This is a genomic window from Streptomyces sp. NPDC030245 (genome assembly GCF_055572995.1).
The window spans coordinates 521,017-542,477 of record NZ_JBVICF010000002.1 but is presented as its reverse complement, the minus strand read 5'-3'; the positions used below and the strand labels follow the sequence as shown (position 1 = coordinate 542,477).

Sequence of the window (21,461 nt, the reverse complement as noted above, 5' to 3'; positions counted from 1 at the left end):
CATTGAGTCAAATAGCGCTGGTAGTTGATTTTCAGATATGGCAGAGTCGTCCGTCGGGTGGCCGGTTCAGTCGATGGAATTGATCCAGCTGGTCTCACGGCCGCTCACGGATCAGCCGTCAGCCGCGGGGGAGAAGTCGGCTCATGAACTTGGTGGAACGCGGTGAAGAACTTTCGATCATGGAACACATGCTCGACTCGACTGCGAGCGGGCATGGCGGAGTCATTCTGGTCAGCGGCGCGGTGGCCACTGGCAAGACCGCGCTGCTGCGCGCTTTCGAGACGCGCGTCAACGCCTCCGGCGCACTGCACTTGCAGGCCACAGCCTCGGACGCGGAGAGCGACCTGCCTCTCGGGGTAATGGGGCAACTGCTCCTCGGCGCCGACCTGCCCGCCACCGACGCCCGGCGCGCGGCTCGGCTCGTGGAGCTCATCGCCGGCTCGGCCCAGACGCGACGGGCAGCGGGAGAACTGCCCGCCGTGGCCATGAACGAGATTCCCGAGCTCTGCGGGATTCTACTCGAAAAAGCCAGGGAAAGGCCCCTGGTGCTCAGTATCGACGACGCACGGCATGCCGACGAACACTCCCTGGAATGCCTCCTCTTCCTCGCCCGCCGGCTGGCCGTCAGCCGCATTCTGGTCGTACTGGGCGAGAACAGCGGCTTCCTGGCCGGTCACGCGAGATTACGCGTTGATTTGCTGCGCCTGCCGGGCTGCCGAAATATCAGGCTCGGGCCGCTCACGCGCTCCGGAGTCGCAGAAATGATCTCCGTATTCGGTGAGCCCGGGTGGCGGACGCGCAAGCTGGTCCAGGAGATCCACCACATGGGCGGCGGCAGCCCGCTGCTGACCCGCGCGCTCATCGAGGACCACCGCGCCACGGGCGCCGGAACCATCCCGCCCGCGACTCTGGTGCCGGGTGAGTCGTTCGTCCGCGCCGTCGCGACCTGCCTGTACCGCAGCGATCTCGCCACACGCCGCACCGCCTGGGCGCTGGCCGTGGCGGGCGCCGACATGTCCCTCGCCGAACTGGTGGAGGTCCTCGGGACCAGCAGGGAATCGCTCCTGCGCAGCCTGCGCGCGCTGAACGAGGCGGGCCTCCTCGACGCGGGCTGGTTCCGCCACGACGCCGGGCGCGCCGCGGTGCTCAGGAGCCTGGAGCCCGCCGACCGGGCCCGCGTCGAGGCCCGCTGCGCCCAGGTCCTGCACGAGCACGGGGCCGCGTCGACCGTCGTCGTACGGCACCTCATCGCGGCGGAGAGGGCCGACGCGCCCTGGGCGCGGCGCACCCTGATGGAGGCGGCGGAGCGCGCCCTCGCCGACGACGAGGTCGACCTCGCCCTCACCTGCCTGCGCATCGCCCGCGACAGCAGCACCGACCCGGACCAGACCCTGGAGATCAGGGCCGCGCTCACCCGGGCGGGCTGGCGCGTCAACCCGGCCGGTGTCGCCCAGCACCTGCCCGAGCTCACCGCCGCGGCGCTCGACGGGCGCCTCGGCACCCGGCACGCCGACGAACTCGTCGGCCACCTCCTCTGGTTCGGCCGGGCGGAGCGTGCCCTCGACGTGCTCCGTGCCGTCGAGCGGCAGAGCACCGCGCCCCCGGGACGGTCCGGCCCCGGCGTCCGGTACCGGCACGACTGCCCGCGCCGCTGGATGACGTACGCCTATCCGGGGCTCCCCGCCTCCGCCGGAGCCTGCCTGGGCGGGACGCCGGAACACACGACGGCGGAGGACACGAGCCCACCGCACGCGGCGGCGCTCGCGCGCAGCCCCCACCGGCGGGCGGCCACCCTGATGAAGGCCCTCCTCGACGGTCCCGGCGACGACGTGGTGGTCCGGGCCGAGCAGATATTGCAGAGCACCCGCCTCGACGACGGCACGCTGACACCGCTCCTGGTCGCGCTCAACTCCCTGCTCCTCGCCGACCGCTTGGAGGCGGCGGGGTTCTGGTGCGAGACGCTCCTGAAGGAGGCCGTCGAGCGGCGCGCCCCCATGTGGCAGGCGCTGCTCGCCGCGGCCAAGGCGCGCATCGAGCTCAGGACGGGCGCGCTCGTCGCCGCGCGGGAGTCGGCGCGCTCCGCGCTCGCCCTCGTCCCCGCGGACGGCTGGGGCGTGGCCGTCGTCTCGCCCGTCGCCACCGCCGTGTTCACCAAGACCGTCATGGGGCGGCTCGACGAGGCCGCCGCCCATCTCAGCGTCCCGGTGCCGGACGCCGCGTTCCAGACCGCCGACGGCCTGCTCTACCTGCGCGCCCGCGGCCACTACTACCTCGCCGCCGGACGCCCCTACGCCGCGCTCGACGACTTCCTCACCTGTGGGGACCTCATGCGGCGCTGGGACTTCGACCTGCCCGCGCTGGTGCCCTGGCGCACCGACGCGGCCGAGGCCCACCTGTCGCTCGGCGACCGCGACCGCGCCCGTGCCCTGGCCGAGGAGCAACTTGCCCTCAGCGACCGGAAGAACGACTGCGCGCGAGCCGTCTCGCTGCGGACGCTCGCCGGCACGCTCGACGCCGCACACCGGCCGCCGCTGCTCGGCGAGGCCATCGACATCCTGCGGGACCGCGGACACCGTCTCGAACTGGTCCGCGCGATCGACGAGTTGGCCCGCGCGCAGCGCGAGCTCGGCAAGGTCGGCCAGGCGCGGGCCCTGGCCCGCAAGGCGCAGCGGCTCGCGGGGGAGTGCGGCGTGCCCGTGCCCAGCATGCCCGAGGCGGCCGACGCCGGCAGTCCGCACCCCGCCGAACAGCCGTGGTCGTCCGGGAACCGCCGACATCCCGAGGAGCTGAGCAACGCCGAACTGCGTGTGGCCACGCTCGCCGTCCGTGGCCACACCAACCGGCAGATCGCCGACAAGCTCTGCATCACGATCAGCACCGTCGAGCAGCATCTGACGCGGGCGTACCGCAAGCTCGCCGTCCAGCGGCGGGCGGACCTCGCGGCCAAACTGAACCCCCTCGCGGGACCGGGGGAGGAGGACCGCGAGGGGGCCGCGCCGCACGACGCATGTGACCGGCTGCACGTGGGCTGACGACCGGACATCGGTCATGTCCGTCTCCCCGTTGGTGAGCACGGCCGGCATCTCCTTGTCGAGGTGTCGCGAGGTCGCGAGGCCCTGGCACAGTCGCGGTGGTGCGGTTCCGTTTCTACGCGGCGGGCGGTCACACCGCGGTCCGAAGATCTGTGACCGGTTCACAGGAAGTCCGGACCCGTCCGGAAGCGACCGGTTGTGACCGGTGCGTGACGACGGTTCGGGCACCGTGGACTTCATGATCAGTCCCCCGATGAGGCCCCCGCGATGAGGGTCCTGGTGGTCGAGGACCACGCCGAACTCGCGCAGTCGGTGGCGCGGGTGCTGCGCCGCGAGGGCATGGCGGTCGACGTGGCCCTCGACGGCGCGGACGCCCTCGCACGCACCTCCGCGGCCGACTACGACGTGGTCGTGCTCGACCGGGACCTGCCCGGCGTGCCCGGCGACGAGGTGTGCCGCAGGATCGCCGAACGGCCCGCGCCCGCACGGGTGTTGATGCTCACGGCGTCCGGCACGACCGCCCACCGCGTCGCGGGTTTCGGCCTCGGCGCGGACGACTACCTCCCCAAGCCGTTCGCCTACGCCGAGCTGGTGGCCCGTATCCGGGCGCTCGGCCGCCGCTCCCGGGAGGCACTGCCCCCGGTCCTCGTACGCGGCGACCTCAGACTCGACCCGGCGCAGCGGGTCGCGTCGCGCGCCGGGGAGCGACTGGCGCTCAGTCCCAAGGAGTTCGCGGTCCTGGAGTACCTCCTCGCGGCCCGCGGCCGGGTCGTGTCGGCCGAGGAGCTCCTGGAGCGGGTGTGGGACGAGGCGACGGATCCGTTCACCACCACGGTCAAGGCGACGATCAACCGCCTGCGGCCGAAGCTCGGCACCCCGCCCGTCATCGAGACCATTCCTCGGAGCGGCTACCGGATTTGAGGGGCCCATGCGCCTGCCCTCGCTCACCACACGCCTCACGCTGCTGTACGGCGCGCTGTTCGCCGCCTCGGGGGCGGTCCTGCTCACCCTCACGTATCTGCTCGTCGCCCGGTTCCCCGCGGACCGGGTCGTCGTCGACGGAACCGGAACCGGAACGGGTCCCGGCGGGGCCGGGCCCGGGACCCGCACCGCCGGCAGGACCGGCGACATCGTCGGACGGCTGCACGAACAGGCGGTACGCCAGCACGCGGACCTGCTGCGGGAGTTGCTGGTGCAGTCCGGGATCGCCCTGGCCGTCATGGTGGCGGTCTCCGCCGTCCTCGGCCGGCTGGTCGCCCGGCGCGCGCTGCGCCCGCTGCGCGCGATGACCGGCGCCATCCGGCGCGTCTCGGCGCACACCCTCCACGAGCGGCTCGCCGTCCAGGGACCCGCGGACGAGATCAAGGACCTCGCCGACACCGTGGACGGGCTCCTCGGCCGTCTGGAGACGGCGCTCGACTCCCACCGGCGCTTCGTCGCCAACGCCGCCCACGAACTGCGCACCCCGCTCACCCTGGAGCACGCGCTGATCGAGGAGGCGCTCATCGACCGCGACGCCACCGCGGAAACGTTCCGTGCAAACTTCGAGCGGCTGCTGGAGATCAGTGAACAGCAGGCCGGGCTCCTGGAGTCGCTGCTGACGCTCGCGGGCAGTCAGCGGGGCCTCGGGCACCGGGAGCGAGTGGACCTGGCCCGCGTCACCGAGTGGGTCCTGCACGCCGCGCGGCCACGGATCGAGGGGCGCGGGCTGCGGGTGGAGACCACCATCGGCGCCGCGGCCGTGCTGGGCGACCCGGCCCTCGTCCAGCGCCTGGTCCGCGACCTCGTGGACAACGCCGTGCGCCACAACACCCCCGGCGGGCGGGTGCGGATCACCACCGGTGGCCGGGGCGGGCACGCCGTCCTCTGCGTGGCCAACACCGGCACGCCGGTGCCGCCGGACGAGGTGGCACGGCTCTTCGAACCCTTCCAGCGCCTCGGCCGCACGGCGGACGCCGGCCATCACGGCCTCGGCCTCTCCATCGTGCACGCCATCGCCCTCGCCCACGACGCCGTGATCAGCGCCCGGGCCCGGCCGGGCGGCGGGCTCGCGGTGGAGGTCGCCTTTCCGCTGGGGCCGGACGAGTCCGATGAGCGGGGTGAGCCGGGCGGGGCGGGCGCAGGCGTCATCGATATTGCGCAGTTGGACAAGGGCGCCGGTCTCCGTTGAGGAAATGGCACCGGCACTTCTACCGTGGTCGCCCGACGTATTTCCCCGACGGTTCCCCGCGGTTTCCGCAATTGCCAGGAGCGCGGGCGGATTTCGATCCGGTCGAGGAATATCACGTATTCGCGATCAGTCCCGCCCCGCCGGGACACCGTTCACGGGAGGAACCCCTTGGTTGTCGTGATGGCCCCGGAGGCCACGCAGGAAGATGTGGACGCGGTCGTCGCACTGGTCCGCACGGCCGGCGGGGACGCCTTCGTCAGCCGAGGCGTCACCCGGACGATCGTCGGCCTGGTGGGAGACGTGGCGGCGTTCGGCGCCCTCAACCTGTCCCACCTGCGCGGAGTCCTGGACGTCGTGCGCATCTCGGTGCCGTACAAGCTGGTCAGCAGGGAACACCACCTGGACCGCTCCGTCGTGACCGTCGGGGGCGTGCCCATCGGCCCCGACACCCTGACCGTGATCGCCGGGCCCTGCGCGGTGGAGACCCACTCGCAGACCCTGGCCGCCGCACGGATGGCGCAGACCGCCGGGGCCGCGCTGCTGCGGGGCGGCGCCTTCAAGCCGCGCACGTCGCCGTACGCGTACCAGGGGCTCGGCGAGACCGGACTGCGCATCCTCGCCGACGTGCGGGAGGAGACCGGGCTCCCCGTCGTCACCGAGGTCATCGACCCGGCCAGCGTCGAACTGGTCGCCGGATACGCGGACATGCTCCAGATCGGCACCCGCAACATGCACAACTTCGCGCTGCTCCAGGAGGTGGGCGCGGCCGGCCGGCCCGTGCTCCTCAAGCGCGGCTTCGGGGCCACCATCGAGGAGTGGCTGATGGCCGCCGAGTACATCGCGCAGCGCGGCAACCTCGACATCGTGCTGTGCGAGCGCGGCATCCGCACCTTCGAGACCGCCACCCGCAACACGCTGGACATCAGCGCCGTGCCGGTGGTCCAGCGCCTGTCCCACCTCCCCGTGATCGTGGACCCCTCGCACTCCGGCGGCCGCCGGGACCTCGTCCTTCCGCTGACCCGTGCCGCGCTCGCCGTCGGGGCGGACGGCGTGATGATCGACGTGCACCCCGAGCCGGGGACGGCCCTCTGCGACGGCGCGCAAGCCCTGACCCGCACGGAGATCGGCTCGGTGGCGGGCGCCGTCGACGCGCTGACACCGCTGATGGGCCGCACCCTCGCGCAGCCGGTGGCCGGCGCGCGGGCCGGTAGGGGTGAATAGGGGTGGCGGAACCCGTGGCGCGCTATTAGTGAGGGGTTCCAGGGCCGAAAGCGCGTTGTTAGGGTGAAAGTGCCCGGTCGGGGAAATTCTCCCGCGGCCGGGCGCGCGGATTCCCGCCGAAGAGACCGGGGTGCAGGGCGCGGGTGGAATTCAGTAATCCGGGAGAACACACCTGCGCGGCGCGCGACGCATTCACTTCAGGGGCCCTCGACCAAGGGCTGACGCGTACGCGACGCACACCGGAGCGGACGGACGGCGGCAGGGGGACTCGGCGCTGGGGCGCGGCCTGGCGGTGTGCCGGGACGCGCGCACGGGGGACAACAGAGCTTGAGGGGGAGTTGAGTTGGCAACACCTGGGCATGCAGAGATCGACCGGCTCATGGTCGTCGAAGTCGAGATCGGCTCGCTGTCGACGACGGACTCACCGCGGACGTCCGGAGTCGATCCGGAGCACGTGCAGGCACTCGCGGTCGTACAGACACCGCTGCCGCCGATCACCGTGCACCGTCCCACGATGCGGGTCATCGACGGCCTGCACCGCTTGCGCGCCGCCGAACTCCAGGGGCGCAGCAAGATCGCGGTGAAGTACTTCGACGGCGCGGAGGACGACGCCTTCGTGCTCGCCGTCGAATCGAACGTCACACACGGTCTGCCGCTGACGACGGCGGACCGCAAGCGGGCCGCGGCGCGCATCATCGCCTCGCACCCGCAGTGGTCGGACCGGATGATCGCGTCGGTCAGCGGCATCGCGCCCGGCACCGTCGCGGACCTGCGCAGGCGCGCCCCGGGCGGCCGGCAGGGCGACGAGACCCGGATCGGCCACGACGGCCGCGTCCGGCCCATCAACGGCGCGGAGGGACGCAGGGTCGCCGGTGAGCTGATCGCCCAGAACCCGGGCCTCTCGCTGCGCCAGGTGGCCCGGGTGGCGGCCATCTCGCCGGAGACGGTGCGCGATGTGCGCAACCGCATGATGCGGGGCGAGGACCCCGTGCCGCAGCGCGGCAAGCGGGCCAACCGCGAGGACCGCGGCACCGCCCCGCGGGTCGGCCGGCCCTCGGCCGTGCCCGACCGGGACGTGGCCCAGGACCGGGCCACCGCCGTCAAGCGCCTCAAGGCGGACCCGGCGCTGCGCTTCAGCGAGATCGGCCGCACCCTGCTGCGGCTGCTGAGCATCCACACGATCAGCAGGGAGGAATGGGACCAGATCATCGACAAGGTGCCGCCGCACTGCCGGGGCGTCGTGGCCTACCTCGCCGGTGAGAGCGCCGAGATGTGGACGGAGGTCGCGGTGCGGGTCCAGAGCAAGGTCGCCGAGTCGGCGTAGCGGGAAGCGGCGGCGCCCCTCCCACATGCGCGCGCCGAGGCCTCCGCCTAGCGTGGGCCCATGGAGCACGACCCGGCGGGGCAATGCCGCTGTGGACAGCCGGCCGGTGAGCCGGCCGGCTGTTTCCTCGCGCTGTACGGGGCGGCGCTGCGCATGGGCCGCTTCGACTGGGACCTCGACACGGGCCTGATGACCATGGACGCGACGGCCCACGAGGTCTTCGACGTCCGCCCCGAGGAGTACGACAACCGGCCGGAGACCCTCGCCTTCCGCGTCCCGACCGTCGAGGGACACCGCCTCGACCAGATCGTCTCGCACGCCCTGAAGGACGGCAGCGACACATACGGCGCCTACTTCCGGATCCGCTGCCGCACCGGCGCACTGCGCTGGACCCACACGCAGGGCTGCATCCAGCGGGACGCCACCGGACGGCCCCGCCGCATCGTGGGCATCGTCAGGGACGCCACCCGCGAGCTGGGCGACAGCCCCGCCGCGCTGCGCGAGCGGGCCGACGAGGAGGCCGAGCGGCGCCGCACCACCAGCCTCGTCCAGGGCACCACGGCGGCCCTCGCGCACGCCCGCACGGTGCGCGACGTCATCGACGTGCTGCGGGACACCCACGGCCTGGCCCACCTGGGAGCGTCGAACCTGGTCATGGGGCTCGTCGAGGCGGGCCGCATCCGCCTCGTCGCCGAGGGGCCCGCGGGGAGCTTCGTGCCCGGCACCCGCCTGACGGGCGTCGACGAGCAGTACCCGATGAGCGAGGTCGTCCGCACCCTCGCGCCGCGCTACATCGAGACGGCCGACGACTTCGCGGAGTCCTACCCGCTGCTCTGGCCGCACATCGACGAACTCGGCATCACCGCGGCCGCGTACCTCCCGCTGATCGCGCAGGCCCGCCCCATCGGCGTACTCGGACTGCTCTACCAGAACAAGACCGGCTTCACCGAGGAGGAGCGCAACGTCCTGGTCGCGCTCGGCAGCAGCATCGCGCAGAGCCTGCAACGCGCCATGTTCTACGAGCAGGAGAAGGACCTCGCCCAGGGCCTTCAGCAGGCCATGCTGCCGCGCACCATCCCCGGCGTGCGGGGCGCGGAGATCGCCGTCCGGTACCGCTCGGCAGCGCTCGGCCGGGACATCGGCGGCGACTGGTACGACGTGATCCCGCTGCCCGGGGGCCGCGTCGGCGCCGTCATCGGCGACGTGCAGGGCCACGACACGCACGCGGCCGCCGTCATGGGCCAGCTCCGCATCGTCCTGCGCGCGTACGCCGCCGAAGGACACACGCCCGCCACCGTGATGGCCCGCGCCTCCGGCTTCCTGCACGAGCTGGACACCGACCGCTTCGCGACCTGCCTGTACGCGGAGGCGGACCTGTCGACCGGTGTGGTGCAGCTGGTCCGGGCAGGACACCTCGACCCGCTCGTCCTGCTCACCGACGGCTCCTGCCGGCGGATGCCGGTCGACGGCGGCCTGCCGCTCGGTCTGTCCGCCGAGTTCGGCCAGCTCGACTATCCGGTCACCACGCTCGAACTCGACGCGGAGCAGACCCTGTTGCTCTGCACCGACGGTCTCGTGGAAGTGCCGGGCGCCGACCTGGACGACGGCATGCGGGCCCTGGCGGAGCTCGCCGCCGTCGGCCCCCGCGACCTCCAGCGGCTCGCCGACCGGCTCTGCGGCATCGTCGACCGGCGCGGCGGGGACGACGACGCCGCGCTCCTCCTGCTGCGCCGCCGCCCGGCCGACGCGCCCCGCTCGGGCGGCCGGCTGCGGCAGCACGTCGCGCCGAGCGACCCGGAGGCCCTCGCCGAGGCCCGGCACATGATCCGGGCCGCGGTGCGGGCCTGGGGCGCGGGCGAGCGGGCCGACGAGATCGAGCTGGTCGCCGACGAGATGATCACCAACGCCCTGCTGCACACCGACGGCTCCGCGGTCGTCACCGTGCGGGTCCTGAGCGGCACGGACCGGCGGCTGCGCGTCGACGTGGAGGACTCGTCGAGCGCTCTGCCGCGCCGCCGCGACGCCGGCGAGTCGGGCGTGTCGGGCCGCGGACTGCTCCTGGTGGACCGGCTCGCGGACGTGTGGGGCGTGGACGCGCGCGGCAGCGGCAAGTGCGTGTGGTGCGAGTTCGTCGTGCCCGCCGGCGAAGCGCGGAGGTGAGGGAGAACGATGCCGGAACTGCCCGAAGTAGAGGCGTTGCGCGAGTTCCTGACGGACCATCTGGTCGGCCGGGAGATCGTGCGCGTACTGCCCACCGCGATCAGCGTCCTCAAGACGTACGACCCGCCGCTCACCGCCCTCGAAGGGCGCACCGTCACCGCCGTCCGGCGGCACGGCAAGTTCCTGGACGTCGACGCCGACGGCACGCACCTCGTCACACACCTGGCCCGGGCGGGCTGGCTGCGGTGGCACGACCGGCTCCCCGACGGCGTACCGCGCCCCGGCAAGGGCCCGCTGGCGCTGCGCGTGGCCCTGGAGACGGGGGAGGGCTTCGACCTCACGGAGGCGGGCACGCAGAAGCGCCTGGCGGTGTACGTCACGCGGGCGCCGGAGGAGCTGCCCGGCATCGCGCGCCTCGGCCCCGACCCGCTGGCCGCCGACTTCGACGAGGAGCGGTTCGCGCGCCTCCTGGCGGGTGAACGGCGGCAGATCAAGGGGGCGTTGCGCGATCAGAGCCTGATCGCGGGCATCGGGAACGCGTACAGCGACGAGATCCTGCACGCGGCCCGCATGTCCCCGTTCCGGCTCACGTCGAGCCTCACGGAGGAGGAGGTCCATGGGCTGCATGTGGCGCTGCTGGCCACGCTGACCGAGGCGGTGGAGCGCTCGCGCGGGGTCGCGGCGGGCCGCCTCAAGTCGGAGAAGAAGAGCGGCCTGCGCGTGCACGGCCGTACCGGCGAGCCGTGCCCGGTGTGCGGCGACACGATCAGGGAGGTGTCCTTCGCCGACTCCTCGCTTCAGTACTGCCCGACGTGCCAGACGGGCGGCAAGCTGCTCGCGGACCGGCGGCTGTCGCGGCTGCTGAAGTAGCGGCGCGGCTGCTGAAACAGCGACGCAGGTCACGGGCGCGGCAGGGTCAGGAGCGGTTCCCCGTCGGCGGTGCGCACCTCGTACCGCTCCGTCTGCGCGGTACGCAGAGCCGCGGCGCCCCGCGTCCGCACGGTCGGCGCGGGCACCCGCCACGTCGTGACGGTCTGCTCGGAGCCGTCGGCGCCGACGGCGACCAGTTCGCAGACCCGCCCGTCGGCCGCCGCGTCCCGCACCGTGAGCCCGATCTCCGTGCCCCAGGACCGGTCCCGGGCGGTCAGCGTCGCCGAGACCCCGCTGCGGGCGTCCCGCGCGCTGATCCGCACCGGGCCCGGCTGGTTCGCCGTCACGGCGGTCACGGCGGTCACGGCGGTCACGGCGGGGGCGCCGACGGCCAGCACGACCCCGACGGCGACCCCGCACAACCGCCACCCGCGCCGCGCCGCGCGCAGCCGCCCCGCCGCCCGCAGGAGGCGGTCCAGAAGGCCGGCGGAGGGCGCGGCGAACGGCTCCACGGGGGCCGGTGTCACCCGCCCGTACAGCTCCAACTGCCGGGCGGCCGGATGGAGTTCGTCGAGGGAGAAGAGGCAGTCGGGGCAGCCCGCGAGGTGATCCTCGAAGCGGCAGGTGTCCGCCTCGTCCAGTACGCCGAGCGCGTAGGCGCCCGCGTCGCAGTGCCGCTCCAGGGGCCTCATGGAGATCCTTGCCGTTCGGTGTCGCTGCCGGGTGCTGTTCCTCCTCCGGTACGCAGCGGACCGCCGAATCACTCAAGGGCCGGGGCCCGCTCAGAACAGATGGATCGCCAGGTGGCTCAGCGGCAGCCCGAGCCGCCACGCGGGCGTCCACACCTTCGGCCCGTCCTCCTCGCCCTGCCCGCCGCGGCCGGGCACCGCGTCCAGGTCGGGGGCGAGCAGCTCGGTCTCCCGAAGCCAGCGCCACGCCCGCTCGGCGAGCTCCAGGTCGGGCCGCGGGCCGCCCGCGGCGACGGCGTCCGCCGTGCGGAGCGCCATCCGCTCCCTGACCCAGTCCTGCCACGGCTGGCCGTACGCGGTCAGGCTCAGCCAGGTCTCCAGCTGGGAGATCACGCGGATCCCGGAGAGCTCGCCCTCGCTGTCCGACAGGAAGATCGTCAGCGCGAGGGCGTCGCGCCCCGCCCGGTACTCGAACGACGTGGGCGGCATCAGATCGCCGGTGCGCAGCAGCTCGTCGGCGATGTACTCGGCGTACAACCACGCCATCGGAACGGCCAGTCCGCCCTCCCGGGGGCCGTCCGTGTTCCCTCTGCTCTCGTGCCGCATCCGTTCCGCCTTCCTCCGGTCCGCGCGCGCTCCGGCTCTGGCCCCCCAATCCGGTACACGGTGAGGACAGCCGATTACCCGGAAGGGGTGCGGAGCAAGGCGCTTTACGGAGCCTTGACCCGGGCCCCGGTTTCACCGCAGGTGGGCCGCGGTGTGTTGTTCGCGTCACAGGCAGAGCCGTTTGACGCCGTTTCAGGGACTCCGGCGGCCTTGCTGCTTGATTATCCGATAATTCCGTATGTGGATTCGTCTGGCTGGATATCGCCCCCACCCACGGAGCCCGCCGATGAAGCACCACGCACGGACCACACGGCACTCGCGAACCACCGTCACCTCGAGAAACGGACCGCGGACCCTGCGTCCGCGCCCCACGGCGGCCGCCGCGGCGGCCCTCCTGATCGCGGGCGCCACGGGCCCCGCGGCCTGCTCCTCGGGCCCGGCCCCGGCACACTCCCCGGCCGGCGCGGCCGCGCGGCGCGGCTTCACGCTCGCCGCCTCCGGAGACGTCCTGCCCCATGCCTCGATCATCCGCAAGGCACGCGCCGACGCGGACGGCGACGGCTACGACTTCGCGCCGATGCTCGCCGGCGCCAAGCCCGTCATCAGCAAGGCGGACCTGGCGATCTGCCACATGGAGACCGTCTACGGAGCGGACGGCGACTACAGCGGCTACCCCGACTTCAGGTCCCCGCCCCAGGTGGCCCGCGCCCTCAAGGCCACCGGGTACGATTCGTGCTCCACCGCCTCCAACCACACCCTCGACGACGGCGCGGCGGGGGTGCGCCGCACTCTGGACGCGCTCGACAAGGCAGGGGTCAAGCACGTGGGCTCGGCCCGCTCGGCCGCCGAGGACAAGAAGCCGGCGTGGCTGCGGGCGGGCGACGCCAAGGTCGCGCAGCTCGCGTACACCTATGGCACGAACGGCTATCCGCTTCCCAAGGGAAAGCCCTGGACCGTCGACCTCATCGACCGCGACAAGATCGTCGCGGACGCCCGGCGGGCCCGGAAGGCGGGCGCCGACGTCGTGGTCGTCAGCCTGCACTGGGGCACGGAGTGGCAGGACGAGCCCAACCGGCAGCAGCTGCGGCTCGGCAAGCGGCTCACGGCGTCGCGGACGGGCGGGCGCCCGGACATCGACCTCGTCATCGGCACGCACGCCCACGTCCCGCAGGCCTACGAGAAGGTGCACGGCACCTGGGTCGTCTACGGCATGGGCGACCAGATCGCCGGCGAGATGATCAACCACGAGGGCGCCCACGACCCGCGCGGCAACCAGGGCACCATCGGCCGCTTCACCTTCGCGCCGCCCGCACGGCCGGGCACCCGCTGGAAGGTGACCAAGGCCGAGTTCCTGCCGATGTGGTTCGACCCCGACGCCGCGCGCGTCGTGAACCTCAACCGGGCGCCGGCCCGCGGCGCCGACGTACGCGACGTACGCGACCGCATCCGCCGCGTCGTCCTCAGCCGCGGCGCGGGCAAGCACGGCCTGGTCATGGGGAAGTAGACCCGCGTCACGTCTCGGTGCCGCGTTCTGCCTTCGCCAGCTCCGACTTCCGGTAGGAGTACCCGAAGTACACGACGAGACCGAGCGCGAACCACACGGCGAACCGCGCCCAGGTCTGCCACTGGAGGAACGTGATCAACCAGATGGAGAAGATCACTCCGATCGCGGGCACCACCGGCATCCCCGGGCAGCGGAAGGTGCGCGGCAGATCAGGGCGCTTGTAGCGCAGCACGATCACCGCGATGCACACCACGACGAACGCCAACAGGATGCCGATGTTGGTCAGTTCGGCCGCCTCGCCGATCGGCAGGAACCCGGCGATGGCGGCCGACGCGATCCCCACGATCCAGGTCACGCGCGTCGGCACGTGCCGGGTCGGGTGCGTCTTGGCGAACCACTTGGGAAGGAGGCCGTCGCGCGACATGCTGAACCACACCCGGGTGCAGCCCAGCATGAACGTGAACATCACCGTGAGGATGCCGATGATCGCACCCACCGCGATGACGTCCGCGAGACCGCCGAGCCCCACCGATTTGAACGCCGTGGAGAAGCCGCTCTCCGGGTCGACGTCCTTGTAGCTCTGCATGCCCGTCAGGACCAGGCAGGCGAGCACGTACAGCACCATCGAGATGGCGAGGGAGTAGAGGATCGCCTTCGGCATGTGCCGCTGCGCGTCCTTGGACTCCTCCGCGGCCGTACTCATCGCGTCGTAACCGAAGACCGCGAAGAAGACGGTCGCCGCGCCTGTGAACGCGCCGCTGATCCCGTACGGGAAGAACGGCTCGTAGTTGCCGGTCTCGATGTGGAAGAAGCCGACCGCGATCACGACGAGCACCACGATCACCTTCAGCACGACCACGATCATCTCGAAGCGCGCGGCGTTCTTGATGCCGAGTGTCAGCAGATACGCGATGAGCAGACACAGCACCGCGGCGAAGAGGTCGACCTTGTGCCCGTCGCCGGTGCCCGGCGCGCCCATCATCCAGCTCGGCAGCTCGGCTCCCAGTTCCTCGACCAGGAAGCCGAAGTAGCCGGAGATGCCGATCGCGACGACCGCGACGATGGCGGTGTACTCCAGCAGCAGGTCCCAGCCGATGAACCAGCCGGTCAGCTCGCCGAGCACCACGTAACCGTAGGTGTACGCCGACCCGGCCTTCGGGATCATGCCCGCGAACTCGGCGTACGAGAAGGCGGCGGCCGCGCTCGCGACCCCCGCGATCAGGAAGGAGATCAGCACCGCGGGGCCCGCCGTGCCGTTCGCCACGGCGCCGGCGAGGCTGAAGATGCCGGCACCGATGATGCCGCCGACACCGATCGCGGTGAGCTGCCAGAGCCCGAGGGTTTTCGCGAGCCCGCCGCCCGCCCCCGTCTCCGTGTCGTCGATGCGCTCGATGGGTTTGCGGCGCAGCACGCCCTGTCCCATCCGGAGTCCCGACATGATCTCCACCTCTTCGCAGACGGCAGTCGGCTGATGGCGGATCATGATGGCCCAGCCCGGGGCGCGACGGAAGACGCCACACCCCGGGTGTCCGGGGCGTCGTCACGGCGGGGGCCATTCAGGTGCGGGGGGTCAGGGAACCACGGTCACCGGCCACCGGCCGGCCTTCACGAGACGGACGGCGACCGAACCGACGATGCGGTGGCCCGCCTGCTCGGAGGCGCCGACGACGACGGCGTCGGCCTTCAGGTCGTCCGCGGCGGTGACCAGGCCGGTGTAGGGGTCGCCACGGAACGTGTGGAACTCCCAGCGGACGTCGAATATGTCCTTCACCCGCTCCGTCGCGGCCCGGATCTCCGCGATCAGCCCCTCGGCGATCTCGTCGGTGGTCTCGGCGACCGGCACACCGAACGCGGCGCCCGCGGCGAGCACCGGCTGGATGTAGACGACGGCGAGCAGGGCCCGCTGCCGCCGGGCCAGGCCTCCGGCATATGCCGCCGCGCGGAGCGATGAATCGGAGCCATCGACTCCGACCACGATCACCTTGGGCCCGTCGGTGCCGCGTTCGAACTGCTGGGACTGGTCTGCGCTCACGCCGAGAGGCTAGCGGAAGCAGTCCTACCGCCTGTGTTCCGGGCGGTCGTGCCCCGTTCCGCCGCGCTCGGCGCGCGCCCCGGCGCACCTCTTCCTAGAGTCGTGCCCATGACTGTCAGCACGGAGGCGCCCGCGTCCGGCGGGCGGATACGCTCCCGAGACGGTTTCCTCGGCCGCGTCCCCGAAGGGTTCGCCGCCTTCTTCGGAGCCCTCGGCGTCTTCTGCGCGGTCCTCGCCGTCGTCGCGCCGCTGCGCCGCCTCCTCATGCCCGTCATCCGCTTCCTGGACCTCGTCACCGTCCCGGTCAGCGCGAACCTCGCGTACGCCGTCTTCCTCTTCCTGCTCGCCGCCGCCACCGCCGCCCGCAAGAAGGTCGCGTGGTGGCTCGTGGTCAGCTATCTGGGCCTGCTGCTCGCCTCCGACGTGGTCGGCGCGGCGCTCGGTTACTGGGCGGAGTGCCTGCCCTCGTTCGTCGTCTGCGGCGCCGCCTTCGTCGTGCTGCTCCTCGCCCGCGCCGAGTTCTCCGCGGACTCGCGGCACGGCGCCGTCTGGCGGGCCGTCGCCGTCCTGGTCGCGGGCCTCGGCGTCGCGGTCCTGGTGGGCTGGGGCCTGATCGAGCTGTTCCCCGGCACCCTCCCGCGCGACGAGCGCCTGCTGTGGGCGGCCAACCGGGTCTGCGGCGGCCTCCCGCACGGCAGCGACTACTTCGACGGCACCCCGCCGCGCACCCTCCACTTCTGGCTCGGCCTGTTCGGCGCCCTCGCCCTGCTGAACGCCGCCGCCACGCTCTTCCGCTCCCAGCGCATGGAAGCGGCCCTGCACGGCGACGAGGAACCCCGCATCCGCGCCCTCCTCGGCGCCTACGGCGACCAGGACTCGCTCGGCTACTTCGCCACCCGGCGCGACAAGGCCGTCGTCTTCTCGCCCAGCGGCAAGGCCGCCGTCACCTACCGCGTCGAGGCCGGCGTCTGCCTGGCCAGCGGCGACCCCGTCGGCGACCGCGAGGCCTGGCCGCATGCGATCGGCGCCTGGCTCGACGTGGCCAGGCGGTACGCCTGGGCCCCCGCGGTCATGGGCGCCTCCGAGGACGGCGCGACCGCGTACGCCCGCGCCGGGCTCGGCGCGCTGCAACTCGGCGACGAGGCGATCCTGCACGTCAACGACTTCGACCTGGACGGCCGCGACATGCGCGTCACCCGCCAGGCCGTGAACCGCGTCCGCCGCACCGGCGCCACCACCCGCATCCGCCGCCACTCCACCCTCACCGACGAGGAGATGGAGGAGATCGTCGACAAGGCCGACGCCTGGCGGGACACCGAGACCGAGCGCGGCTTCTCCATGGCCCTCGACCGGCTCGGCGACCCCGAGGACGGCGACTGCCTCCTCGTCGAGGCCCTGGACGCCGACGGCAGGCTCCTCGCCCTGCTCTCCCTCGTCCCGTGGGGCAGGGACGGCATCTCCCTGGACCTGATGCGCCGCGACCGCACCGCACCCAACGGCGTCATGGAGTTCATGGTCGCCGAACTGTGCGCGGCGGCGCCCAGGTACGGCGTGCGCCGCGTCTCCCTGAACTTCGCGGTGTTCCGCTCGGTCTTCGAGGAGGGCGGCCGCATCGGCGCGGGCCCGGTGCTGCGGCTGTGGCGCAGACTGCTCCTGTTCCTCTCCAAGTGGTGGCAGCTCGAAGCGCTCTACCGCTCGAACGCCAAGTACCACCCCGAGTGGTACCCGCGCTTCATCTGTTACGGCGACAGCGGCGCACTCGCCCGCATCAGCCTGGCCTCCGGCATCGCCGAGGGCTTCGTCTCCGTGCCGTCCCTGCGCAAGCTGTGGGGCAACGGCCACAAGCCCCGCGGCGTCGACCGGCCCGCCACCACCGAGGGCCTCCCGCCGATCGCCGCACTCGGCCTCGGCCGGGACGCCCCCGGCGCCGACCCGGCATCGAAGCTCCCGGAACAGATCCGCATCCGCCACCGCAAACTCGACCGGCTCCGCGCCGCGGGCATCGACCCCTACCCGGTCGGCCTGCCCCCACGCACCCACGAACTAGCCGTCGTCACGCCCAGCATGACGGGCCTTCAGGTCACCGTGGCCGGGCGCGTCATGCTCGTACGAGACTTCGGCGGCGTCGTCTTCGTCGTACTGCGCGACTGGTCCGGCGACCGGCAGCTCGCCCTCACCCGCGCCACCGCGGGCCCCGAGACCCTGCGCCGCTTCACCACCGGCACCGACATCGGCGACCACATCACCGCCACCGGCACGGTCGGCACCAGCGACCGGGGCGAGCTCACCGTCTTCGTCACCGGCTGGCGGCTCACCGGCAAGTGCCTGCGCCCGCTGCCCGACAAACGCCGGGGCCTGACGGACCCCGAGGCCAAGGTGCGCCGCCGCTACCTCGACCTGGTCGCGAGCCCCGCCGCGCGCGACGTGGTCCGGACCCGCTCCACCGCCGTCCAGGCCCTGCGCCAGGGCCTCCTCGACCGCGGCTACCTGGAGGTCGAGACGCCGATGCTCCAGCAGATCCACGGCGGCGCCAACGCCCGCCCCTTCACCACCCACATCAACGCCTACGACCTCGACCTGTATCTGCGCATCGCCCCCGAGCTGTACCTGAAAAGGCTCTGCGTCGGCGGCATGGAGAAGGTCTTCGAGATGGGCCGCACCTTCCGCAACGAAGGCGTCTCCTACAAACACAACCCCGAGTTCACGATGCTGGAGGCCTACCAGGCCTTCGCCGACTACGACGTGATGCTCGACCTCACCCGCGAACTGATCCAGGGCGCCGCGACCGCGGCCTTCGGCAGACCCGTGGCGTACAAGGACGGCGTCGAGCACGACATCTCCGGGACCTGGCCGGTCAAGACCGTCCACGGCGCGCTCTCCGAGGCACTCGGCGAGGAGATCGACGCGGACACCCCGACCGAGGTCCTGCACCGGCTCTGCGAACGGGCCGCCGTCCCGTACACGGCGGAGGACAGCCGCGGCGACGTCGTCCTGGAGATGTACGAGCGGCTCGTCGAGGAGAAGACGGAGCTGCCCACCTTCTACAAGGACTTCCCGACCGACGTCTCCCCGCTCACCCGCCGGCACCGCGCGGACCCGCGCCTGGCCGAACGCTGGGACCTCGTCGCCTTCGGCACCGAACTGGGCACCGCCTACTCGGAGTTGACCGACCCCGTGGAGCAGCGCCGCCGCCTGACCGAGCAGTCGCTGCGCGCCGCCGGGGGAGACCCCGAGGCCATGGAGCTCGACGAGGACTTCCTCGACGCCCTGGAGTACGCGATGCCGCCCACCGGCGGCCTCGGCATCGGCGTCGACCGGCTCGTCATGTTCCTCACCGGCCTGACCATCCGGGAGACCCTGCCCTTCCCCCTCGTCCGCCGCGTCTGAACGGGTGCTTTCCAGGACCGTCACGGGTGTTGATGTCCGGGGCCGGCTGTCGGCCATGCGACGGATTAGTCATGAAAGACGATCAGCTGTCGCCGAGGCGTCGGGTGCTGCTCGGCGCCGCCGCGGTCCTCGGGCTCGCCGCCACCGCGGGCTGCGCGGGCACGGAAGGACCGGCCACGCCCGCACCCACCGCCCCCGCCGGGGGCCCGCAGGCCGTACGCGCACGCAAGCCCTCCGCGTACCGCCTGCGGCCCATCATGGGAAGCGGCCCGCAGCGCTACACCAGGGCCCTGTCCCACGTGCGCAAGGCGCCGATCCTGCGCATGCCGGGCCGCGACCGGTCGATGGTCCTCACGTTCGACGACGGGCCCGACCCGCTCTACACACCGGCCATCCTGCGGACGCTGCGCCGGCACGACGTCCGCGCGGTGTTCTTCGTGTGCGGCGAGATGGTCGCCGAAAGCCCGGACCTGCTGCGCGAGATGGCCGACGACGGGCACGTGATCGGCAACCACACCTGGAGCCACCCCCTGCTGCCCCGCCTCGGCAGGGCCACCATGCGCGACGAGATGGAACGCACCTGCGACATCATCGAGGAAGTGACCGGGATGCCCCCGGAGTGGTTCCGGGCCCCCTACGGCGCGTGGAACCGCAACGCCTTCCAGCTGGGCGCCCAGCTCGGCATGGAGCCGCTGGCCTGGACGGTCGACACCCTCGACTGGACCGAACCCGGCGCGCGGACCATCGTGCGACGCGTCCGCGCGGGCGCCGGGCCGGGCGTCGTGGTCCTCTCGCACGACGCGGGGGGCGACCGCTCGGGCAGCGTCGAGGCGCTGCACAGCTACCTCCCGGAACTCCTCGACTCCGGATACCGCATCACGCTGCCGCGCCCCCACCTGACATGACCCGACCCATCAGCCCCGGCCCGCGTCAGCTCCCGGCGACCAGACGGGCGAACACCACGACATTCCCGTCATAACCGGCGTGCTGCGAGAAACCGCCGCCGCAGGTGATGACGCGCAATTCCGGAGTTCCGCTGTTTCCATAGACCCGCTCGCCCGGAAAAGCATCCTTGTCGAAAACCTCGACGCCATAAATCTCAAAAGTGGCCGTCTGCCTGTCCCTGCGCTCGACCTCGACGCGCTGCCCCTTCTTCAGTGAGCCGAGGCCGTAGAAGACGGCAGGACCCTGCTGATTGTCCACATGCCCGACCACCACGGCGGTGCCCTTCTCGCCCGGTGACACGGCGCCGGTGAACCAGCCGGCGAGATTCGGGTCCCCCGGCGGCGGCGCGTCCACCCAGCCCTCGGAGTCCAGCCCCACCTGTATGATCGGCGCGTCCACCTGGATGCCCTTGATCCGGATGCGCTCCGCGGGCGAGAACGTCAGGGGCGCGGGGGCGCCGTCGCCCGACTCGGGCGCGCGGTCCGCGGCAGCCGCGGACGCGGGCTGCGGCGGGCCCACGTCGAATTCCCCGGAACCATTGCGGATCAGCGCGAGACCGGTCAGCAGGACAAGCGCCATCACACCCCACGGGGCGCGCTTCCGCTGCTTTTCGTCCTCCTGGAAACCCTGGAGATCCTGGAATTCGAACTCGTCGGCCGGCTGGGGCGAAGGCATTCTCTATCCCCTCTCGACGCGGCACAGGTGCCGCGTCCGTAGCGCGTACCAGAACGCTAAGCGCGGGGCGCGCGGCGTGCGAAAGGGCGGGAGCGAACGGGTGGCCCCGGGGCCAGGGTGCGCCATCCGAGTCGCCCCCGGCAGGAAATTTCTGACGGTCCGTGACCTGCGGTGATGGCGGGTTGCGCGGACACGCCCCGGCGTGTCGTCTCACCAGGACGGCCGAGCGCCGAAATGCGGGCCTGACCTCGGCATCTGAGGGTCAGTCTGGGAGGCGCTCTCGCCGATCGACCGGGGACGGTATCCCCGGGGCGCCTTCCGCGGAGGATTGCCATGCGTACTTCTCGTAGGCGGACCACTCGTGCCGTCGCGGTCGCCGCCGCGGCCGTCGGGGCCCTCGGGCTCGCCGCCCCGGCCGCGTCCGCGTGGGCCGACCCGACCAACATCGTGGCGATGCCCAGCGTGATCCCGAGGGGCGGCCACCTGACGGTGACCGTCGACGGATCCTCCTGCCAGTCGCCCGGCAGCAAGATCACGTCGCACGCCTTCCCTGACACGAAGCTGCACAGCATCGCGGGCGGCACCACGGCGAGCGCCACCGCGATCGTCCACTCGCACGCCCACCCCGGCGCGTACGACATCACGGCTCACTGCGGCGGCAAGACCCTGACCCGCCCGGCGGCGTTCACCGTCATCCACGGCGGTGTGCGCGGCGGCTTCGGCGGCAGCAGCAACTCCGGGGCCAGCGGCACCGACATGGCCATCGGCGGCGCCCTGGTCACGGCGGCGCTCGTCGGCGGCGGCGTATTCTGGATGCGCCGCCGCTCCGAGAACAAGGTCTGAGCT

At 72.4% G+C, this 21,461-nt stretch carries 16 protein-coding genes; 11 read left to right on the top strand and 5 right to left on the bottom strand.

The window, feature by feature from the left end; genetic code table 11:
* The first annotated feature begins 143 nt into the window (after positions 1–143).
* From ACZ4Z4_RS06900 to ACZ4Z4_RS06870, 7 genes are all read left to right on the top strand, one after another.
* A complete protein-coding gene (locus tag ACZ4Z4_RS06900; RefSeq protein ID WP_468323243.1) occupies positions 144–3,032 on the top strand; it encodes a helix-turn-helix transcriptional regulator in 2,889 nt (962 codons plus the stop codon).
* 267 nt (positions 3,033–3,299) lie between these two features.
* Entirely contained in the window at positions 3,300–3,953 is a 654-nt protein-coding gene (locus ACZ4Z4_RS06895; RefSeq protein WP_468323240.1) for a response regulator transcription factor, read from the top strand.
* A 7-nt stretch (positions 3,954–3,960) separates the two neighbouring features.
* Positions 3,961–5,202 carry a sensor histidine kinase gene (locus tag ACZ4Z4_RS06890; protein WP_468323237.1) on the top strand — a complete coding sequence of 414 codons (1,242 nt, stop codon included), beginning with the start codon at positions 3,961–3,963 and terminating at the stop codon, positions 5,200–5,202.
* 177 nt (positions 5,203–5,379) lie between these two features.
* Positions 5,380–6,423, top strand: coding sequence for a 3-deoxy-7-phosphoheptulonate synthase (aroF, locus tag ACZ4Z4_RS06885; protein WP_468324168.1), 1,044 nt, complete (start codon positions 5,380–5,382; stop codon positions 6,421–6,423).
* Positions 6,424–6,766: 343 nt separating this feature from the next.
* The gene (locus ACZ4Z4_RS06880) at positions 6,767–7,747 is read left to right on the top strand and encodes a streptomycin biosynthesis protein (RefSeq protein ID WP_468323234.1); all 981 of its coding nucleotides are present in this window, start codon (positions 6,767–6,769) and stop codon (positions 7,745–7,747) included.
* Positions 7,748–7,807: 60 nt separating this feature from the next.
* Positions 7,808–9,907 carry a SpoIIE family protein phosphatase gene (locus tag ACZ4Z4_RS06875; protein WP_468323231.1) on the top strand — a complete coding sequence of 700 codons (2,100 nt, stop codon included), beginning with the start codon at positions 7,808–7,810 and terminating at the stop codon, positions 9,905–9,907.
* A gap of 9 nt (positions 9,908–9,916) precedes the next feature.
* Entirely contained in the window at positions 9,917–10,777 is an 861-nt protein-coding gene (locus tag ACZ4Z4_RS06870; protein ID WP_468323228.1) for an Fpg/Nei family DNA glycosylase, read from the top strand.
* A gap of 29 nt (positions 10,778–10,806) precedes the next feature.
* On the opposite strand, the gene ACZ4Z4_RS06865 is transcribed toward ACZ4Z4_RS06870, so the two are convergent.
* Positions 10,807–11,469 (bottom strand): zf-HC2 domain-containing protein, encoded by a 663-nt coding sequence (locus ACZ4Z4_RS06865; RefSeq protein WP_468323224.1) that lies wholly within the window; start codon positions 11,467–11,469, stop codon positions 10,807–10,809.
* 90 nt (positions 11,470–11,559) lie between these two features.
* Positions 11,560–12,072, bottom strand: a complete 513-nt coding sequence (locus ACZ4Z4_RS06860; RefSeq protein WP_468323221.1) for a hypothetical protein — start codon at positions 12,070–12,072, stop codon at positions 11,560–11,562.
* 286 nt (positions 12,073–12,358) lie between these two features.
* On the opposite strand from ACZ4Z4_RS06860, the gene ACZ4Z4_RS06855 reads away from it, so the two are divergent.
* Positions 12,359–13,576 (top strand): CapA family protein, encoded by a 1,218-nt coding sequence (locus ACZ4Z4_RS06855; RefSeq protein WP_468323218.1) that lies wholly within the window; start codon positions 12,359–12,361, stop codon positions 13,574–13,576.
* A gap of 7 nt (positions 13,577–13,583) precedes the next feature.
* Here ACZ4Z4_RS06855 and ACZ4Z4_RS06850 read toward each other — a convergent pair whose 3' ends face one another.
* Positions 13,584–15,014 carry an amino acid permease gene (locus tag ACZ4Z4_RS06850; protein ID WP_468323215.1) on the bottom strand — a complete coding sequence of 477 codons (1,431 nt, stop codon included), beginning with the start codon at positions 15,012–15,014 and terminating at the stop codon, positions 13,584–13,586.
* A gap of 132 nt (positions 15,015–15,146) precedes the next feature.
* Positions 15,147–15,608 carry a universal stress protein gene (locus ACZ4Z4_RS06845; RefSeq protein ID WP_362989340.1) on the bottom strand — a complete coding sequence of 154 codons (462 nt, stop codon included), beginning with the start codon at positions 15,606–15,608 and terminating at the stop codon, positions 15,147–15,149.
* A gap of 108 nt (positions 15,609–15,716) precedes the next feature.
* Between ACZ4Z4_RS06845 and lysX the strand changes: the two genes are divergently transcribed.
* Both lysX and ACZ4Z4_RS06835 read left to right on the top strand, forming a co-directional pair.
* Positions 15,717–18,995, top strand: a complete 3,279-nt coding sequence (gene lysX / locus ACZ4Z4_RS06840) for a bifunctional lysylphosphatidylglycerol synthetase/lysine--tRNA ligase LysX (protein WP_468323212.1) — start codon at positions 15,717–15,719, stop codon at positions 18,993–18,995.
* A gap of 71 nt (positions 18,996–19,066) precedes the next feature.
* Positions 19,067–19,900, top strand: coding sequence for a polysaccharide deacetylase family protein (locus ACZ4Z4_RS06835; RefSeq protein ID WP_468323209.1), 834 nt, complete (start codon positions 19,067–19,069; stop codon positions 19,898–19,900).
* Between the two features lie 25 nt (positions 19,901–19,925).
* Here the strand turns inward: ACZ4Z4_RS06835 and ACZ4Z4_RS06830 are convergent, their stop codons facing one another.
* Positions 19,926–20,519, bottom strand: coding sequence for a class F sortase (locus ACZ4Z4_RS06830; protein ID WP_468324166.1), 594 nt, complete (start codon positions 20,517–20,519; stop codon positions 19,926–19,928).
* A gap of 429 nt (positions 20,520–20,948) precedes the next feature.
* Here ACZ4Z4_RS06830 and ACZ4Z4_RS06825 point away from each other — a divergent pair, with 429 nt between their 5' ends.
* Entirely contained in the window at positions 20,949–21,458 is a 510-nt protein-coding gene (locus ACZ4Z4_RS06825; protein WP_468323206.1) for a hypothetical protein, read from the top strand.
* Positions 21,459–21,461 lie beyond the last annotated feature (3 nt).

What these genes read in the sequence shown, in the direction of transcription:
- ACZ4Z4_RS06825 (WP_468323206.1), top strand. Translation starts at nt 20,949, where the DNA reads ATGCGTACTTCTCGTAGGCGGACCACTCGTGCCGTCGCGGTCGCCGCC.
- ACZ4Z4_RS06875 (WP_468323231.1), top strand. Translation starts at nt 7,808, where the DNA reads ATGGAGCACGACCCGGCGGGGCAATGCCGCTGTGGACAGCCGGCCGGT.
- ACZ4Z4_RS06860 (WP_468323221.1), bottom strand. Translation starts at nt 12,072, where the DNA reads ATGCGGCACGAGAGCAGAGGGAACACGGACGGCCCCCGGGAGGGCGGA.
- ACZ4Z4_RS06890 (WP_468323237.1), top strand. Translation starts at nt 3,961, where the DNA reads ATGCGCCTGCCCTCGCTCACCACACGCCTCACGCTGCTGTACGGCGCG.
- lysX (WP_468323212.1), top strand. Translation starts at nt 15,717, where the DNA reads ATGACTGTCAGCACGGAGGCGCCCGCGTCCGGCGGGCGGATACGCTCC.
- ACZ4Z4_RS06835 (WP_468323209.1), top strand. Translation starts at nt 19,067, where the DNA reads ATGAAAGACGATCAGCTGTCGCCGAGGCGTCGGGTGCTGCTCGGCGCC.
- ACZ4Z4_RS06900 (WP_468323243.1), top strand. Translation starts at nt 144, where the DNA reads ATGAACTTGGTGGAACGCGGTGAAGAACTTTCGATCATGGAACACATG.
- ACZ4Z4_RS06855 (WP_468323218.1), top strand. Translation starts at nt 12,359, where the DNA reads ATGAAGCACCACGCACGGACCACACGGCACTCGCGAACCACCGTCACC.
- ACZ4Z4_RS06870 (WP_468323228.1), top strand. Translation starts at nt 9,917, where the DNA reads ATGCCGGAACTGCCCGAAGTAGAGGCGTTGCGCGAGTTCCTGACGGAC.
- ACZ4Z4_RS06865 (WP_468323224.1), bottom strand. Translation starts at nt 11,469, where the DNA reads ATGAGGCCCCTGGAGCGGCACTGCGACGCGGGCGCCTACGCGCTCGGC.
- ACZ4Z4_RS06895 (WP_468323240.1), top strand. Translation starts at nt 3,300, where the DNA reads ATGAGGGTCCTGGTGGTCGAGGACCACGCCGAACTCGCGCAGTCGGTG.
- ACZ4Z4_RS06830 (WP_468324166.1), bottom strand. Translation starts at nt 20,519, where the DNA reads ATGGCGCTTGTCCTGCTGACCGGTCTCGCGCTGATCCGCAATGGTTCC.
- ACZ4Z4_RS06850 (WP_468323215.1), bottom strand. Translation starts at nt 15,014, where the DNA reads ATGTCGGGACTCCGGATGGGACAGGGCGTGCTGCGCCGCAAACCCATC.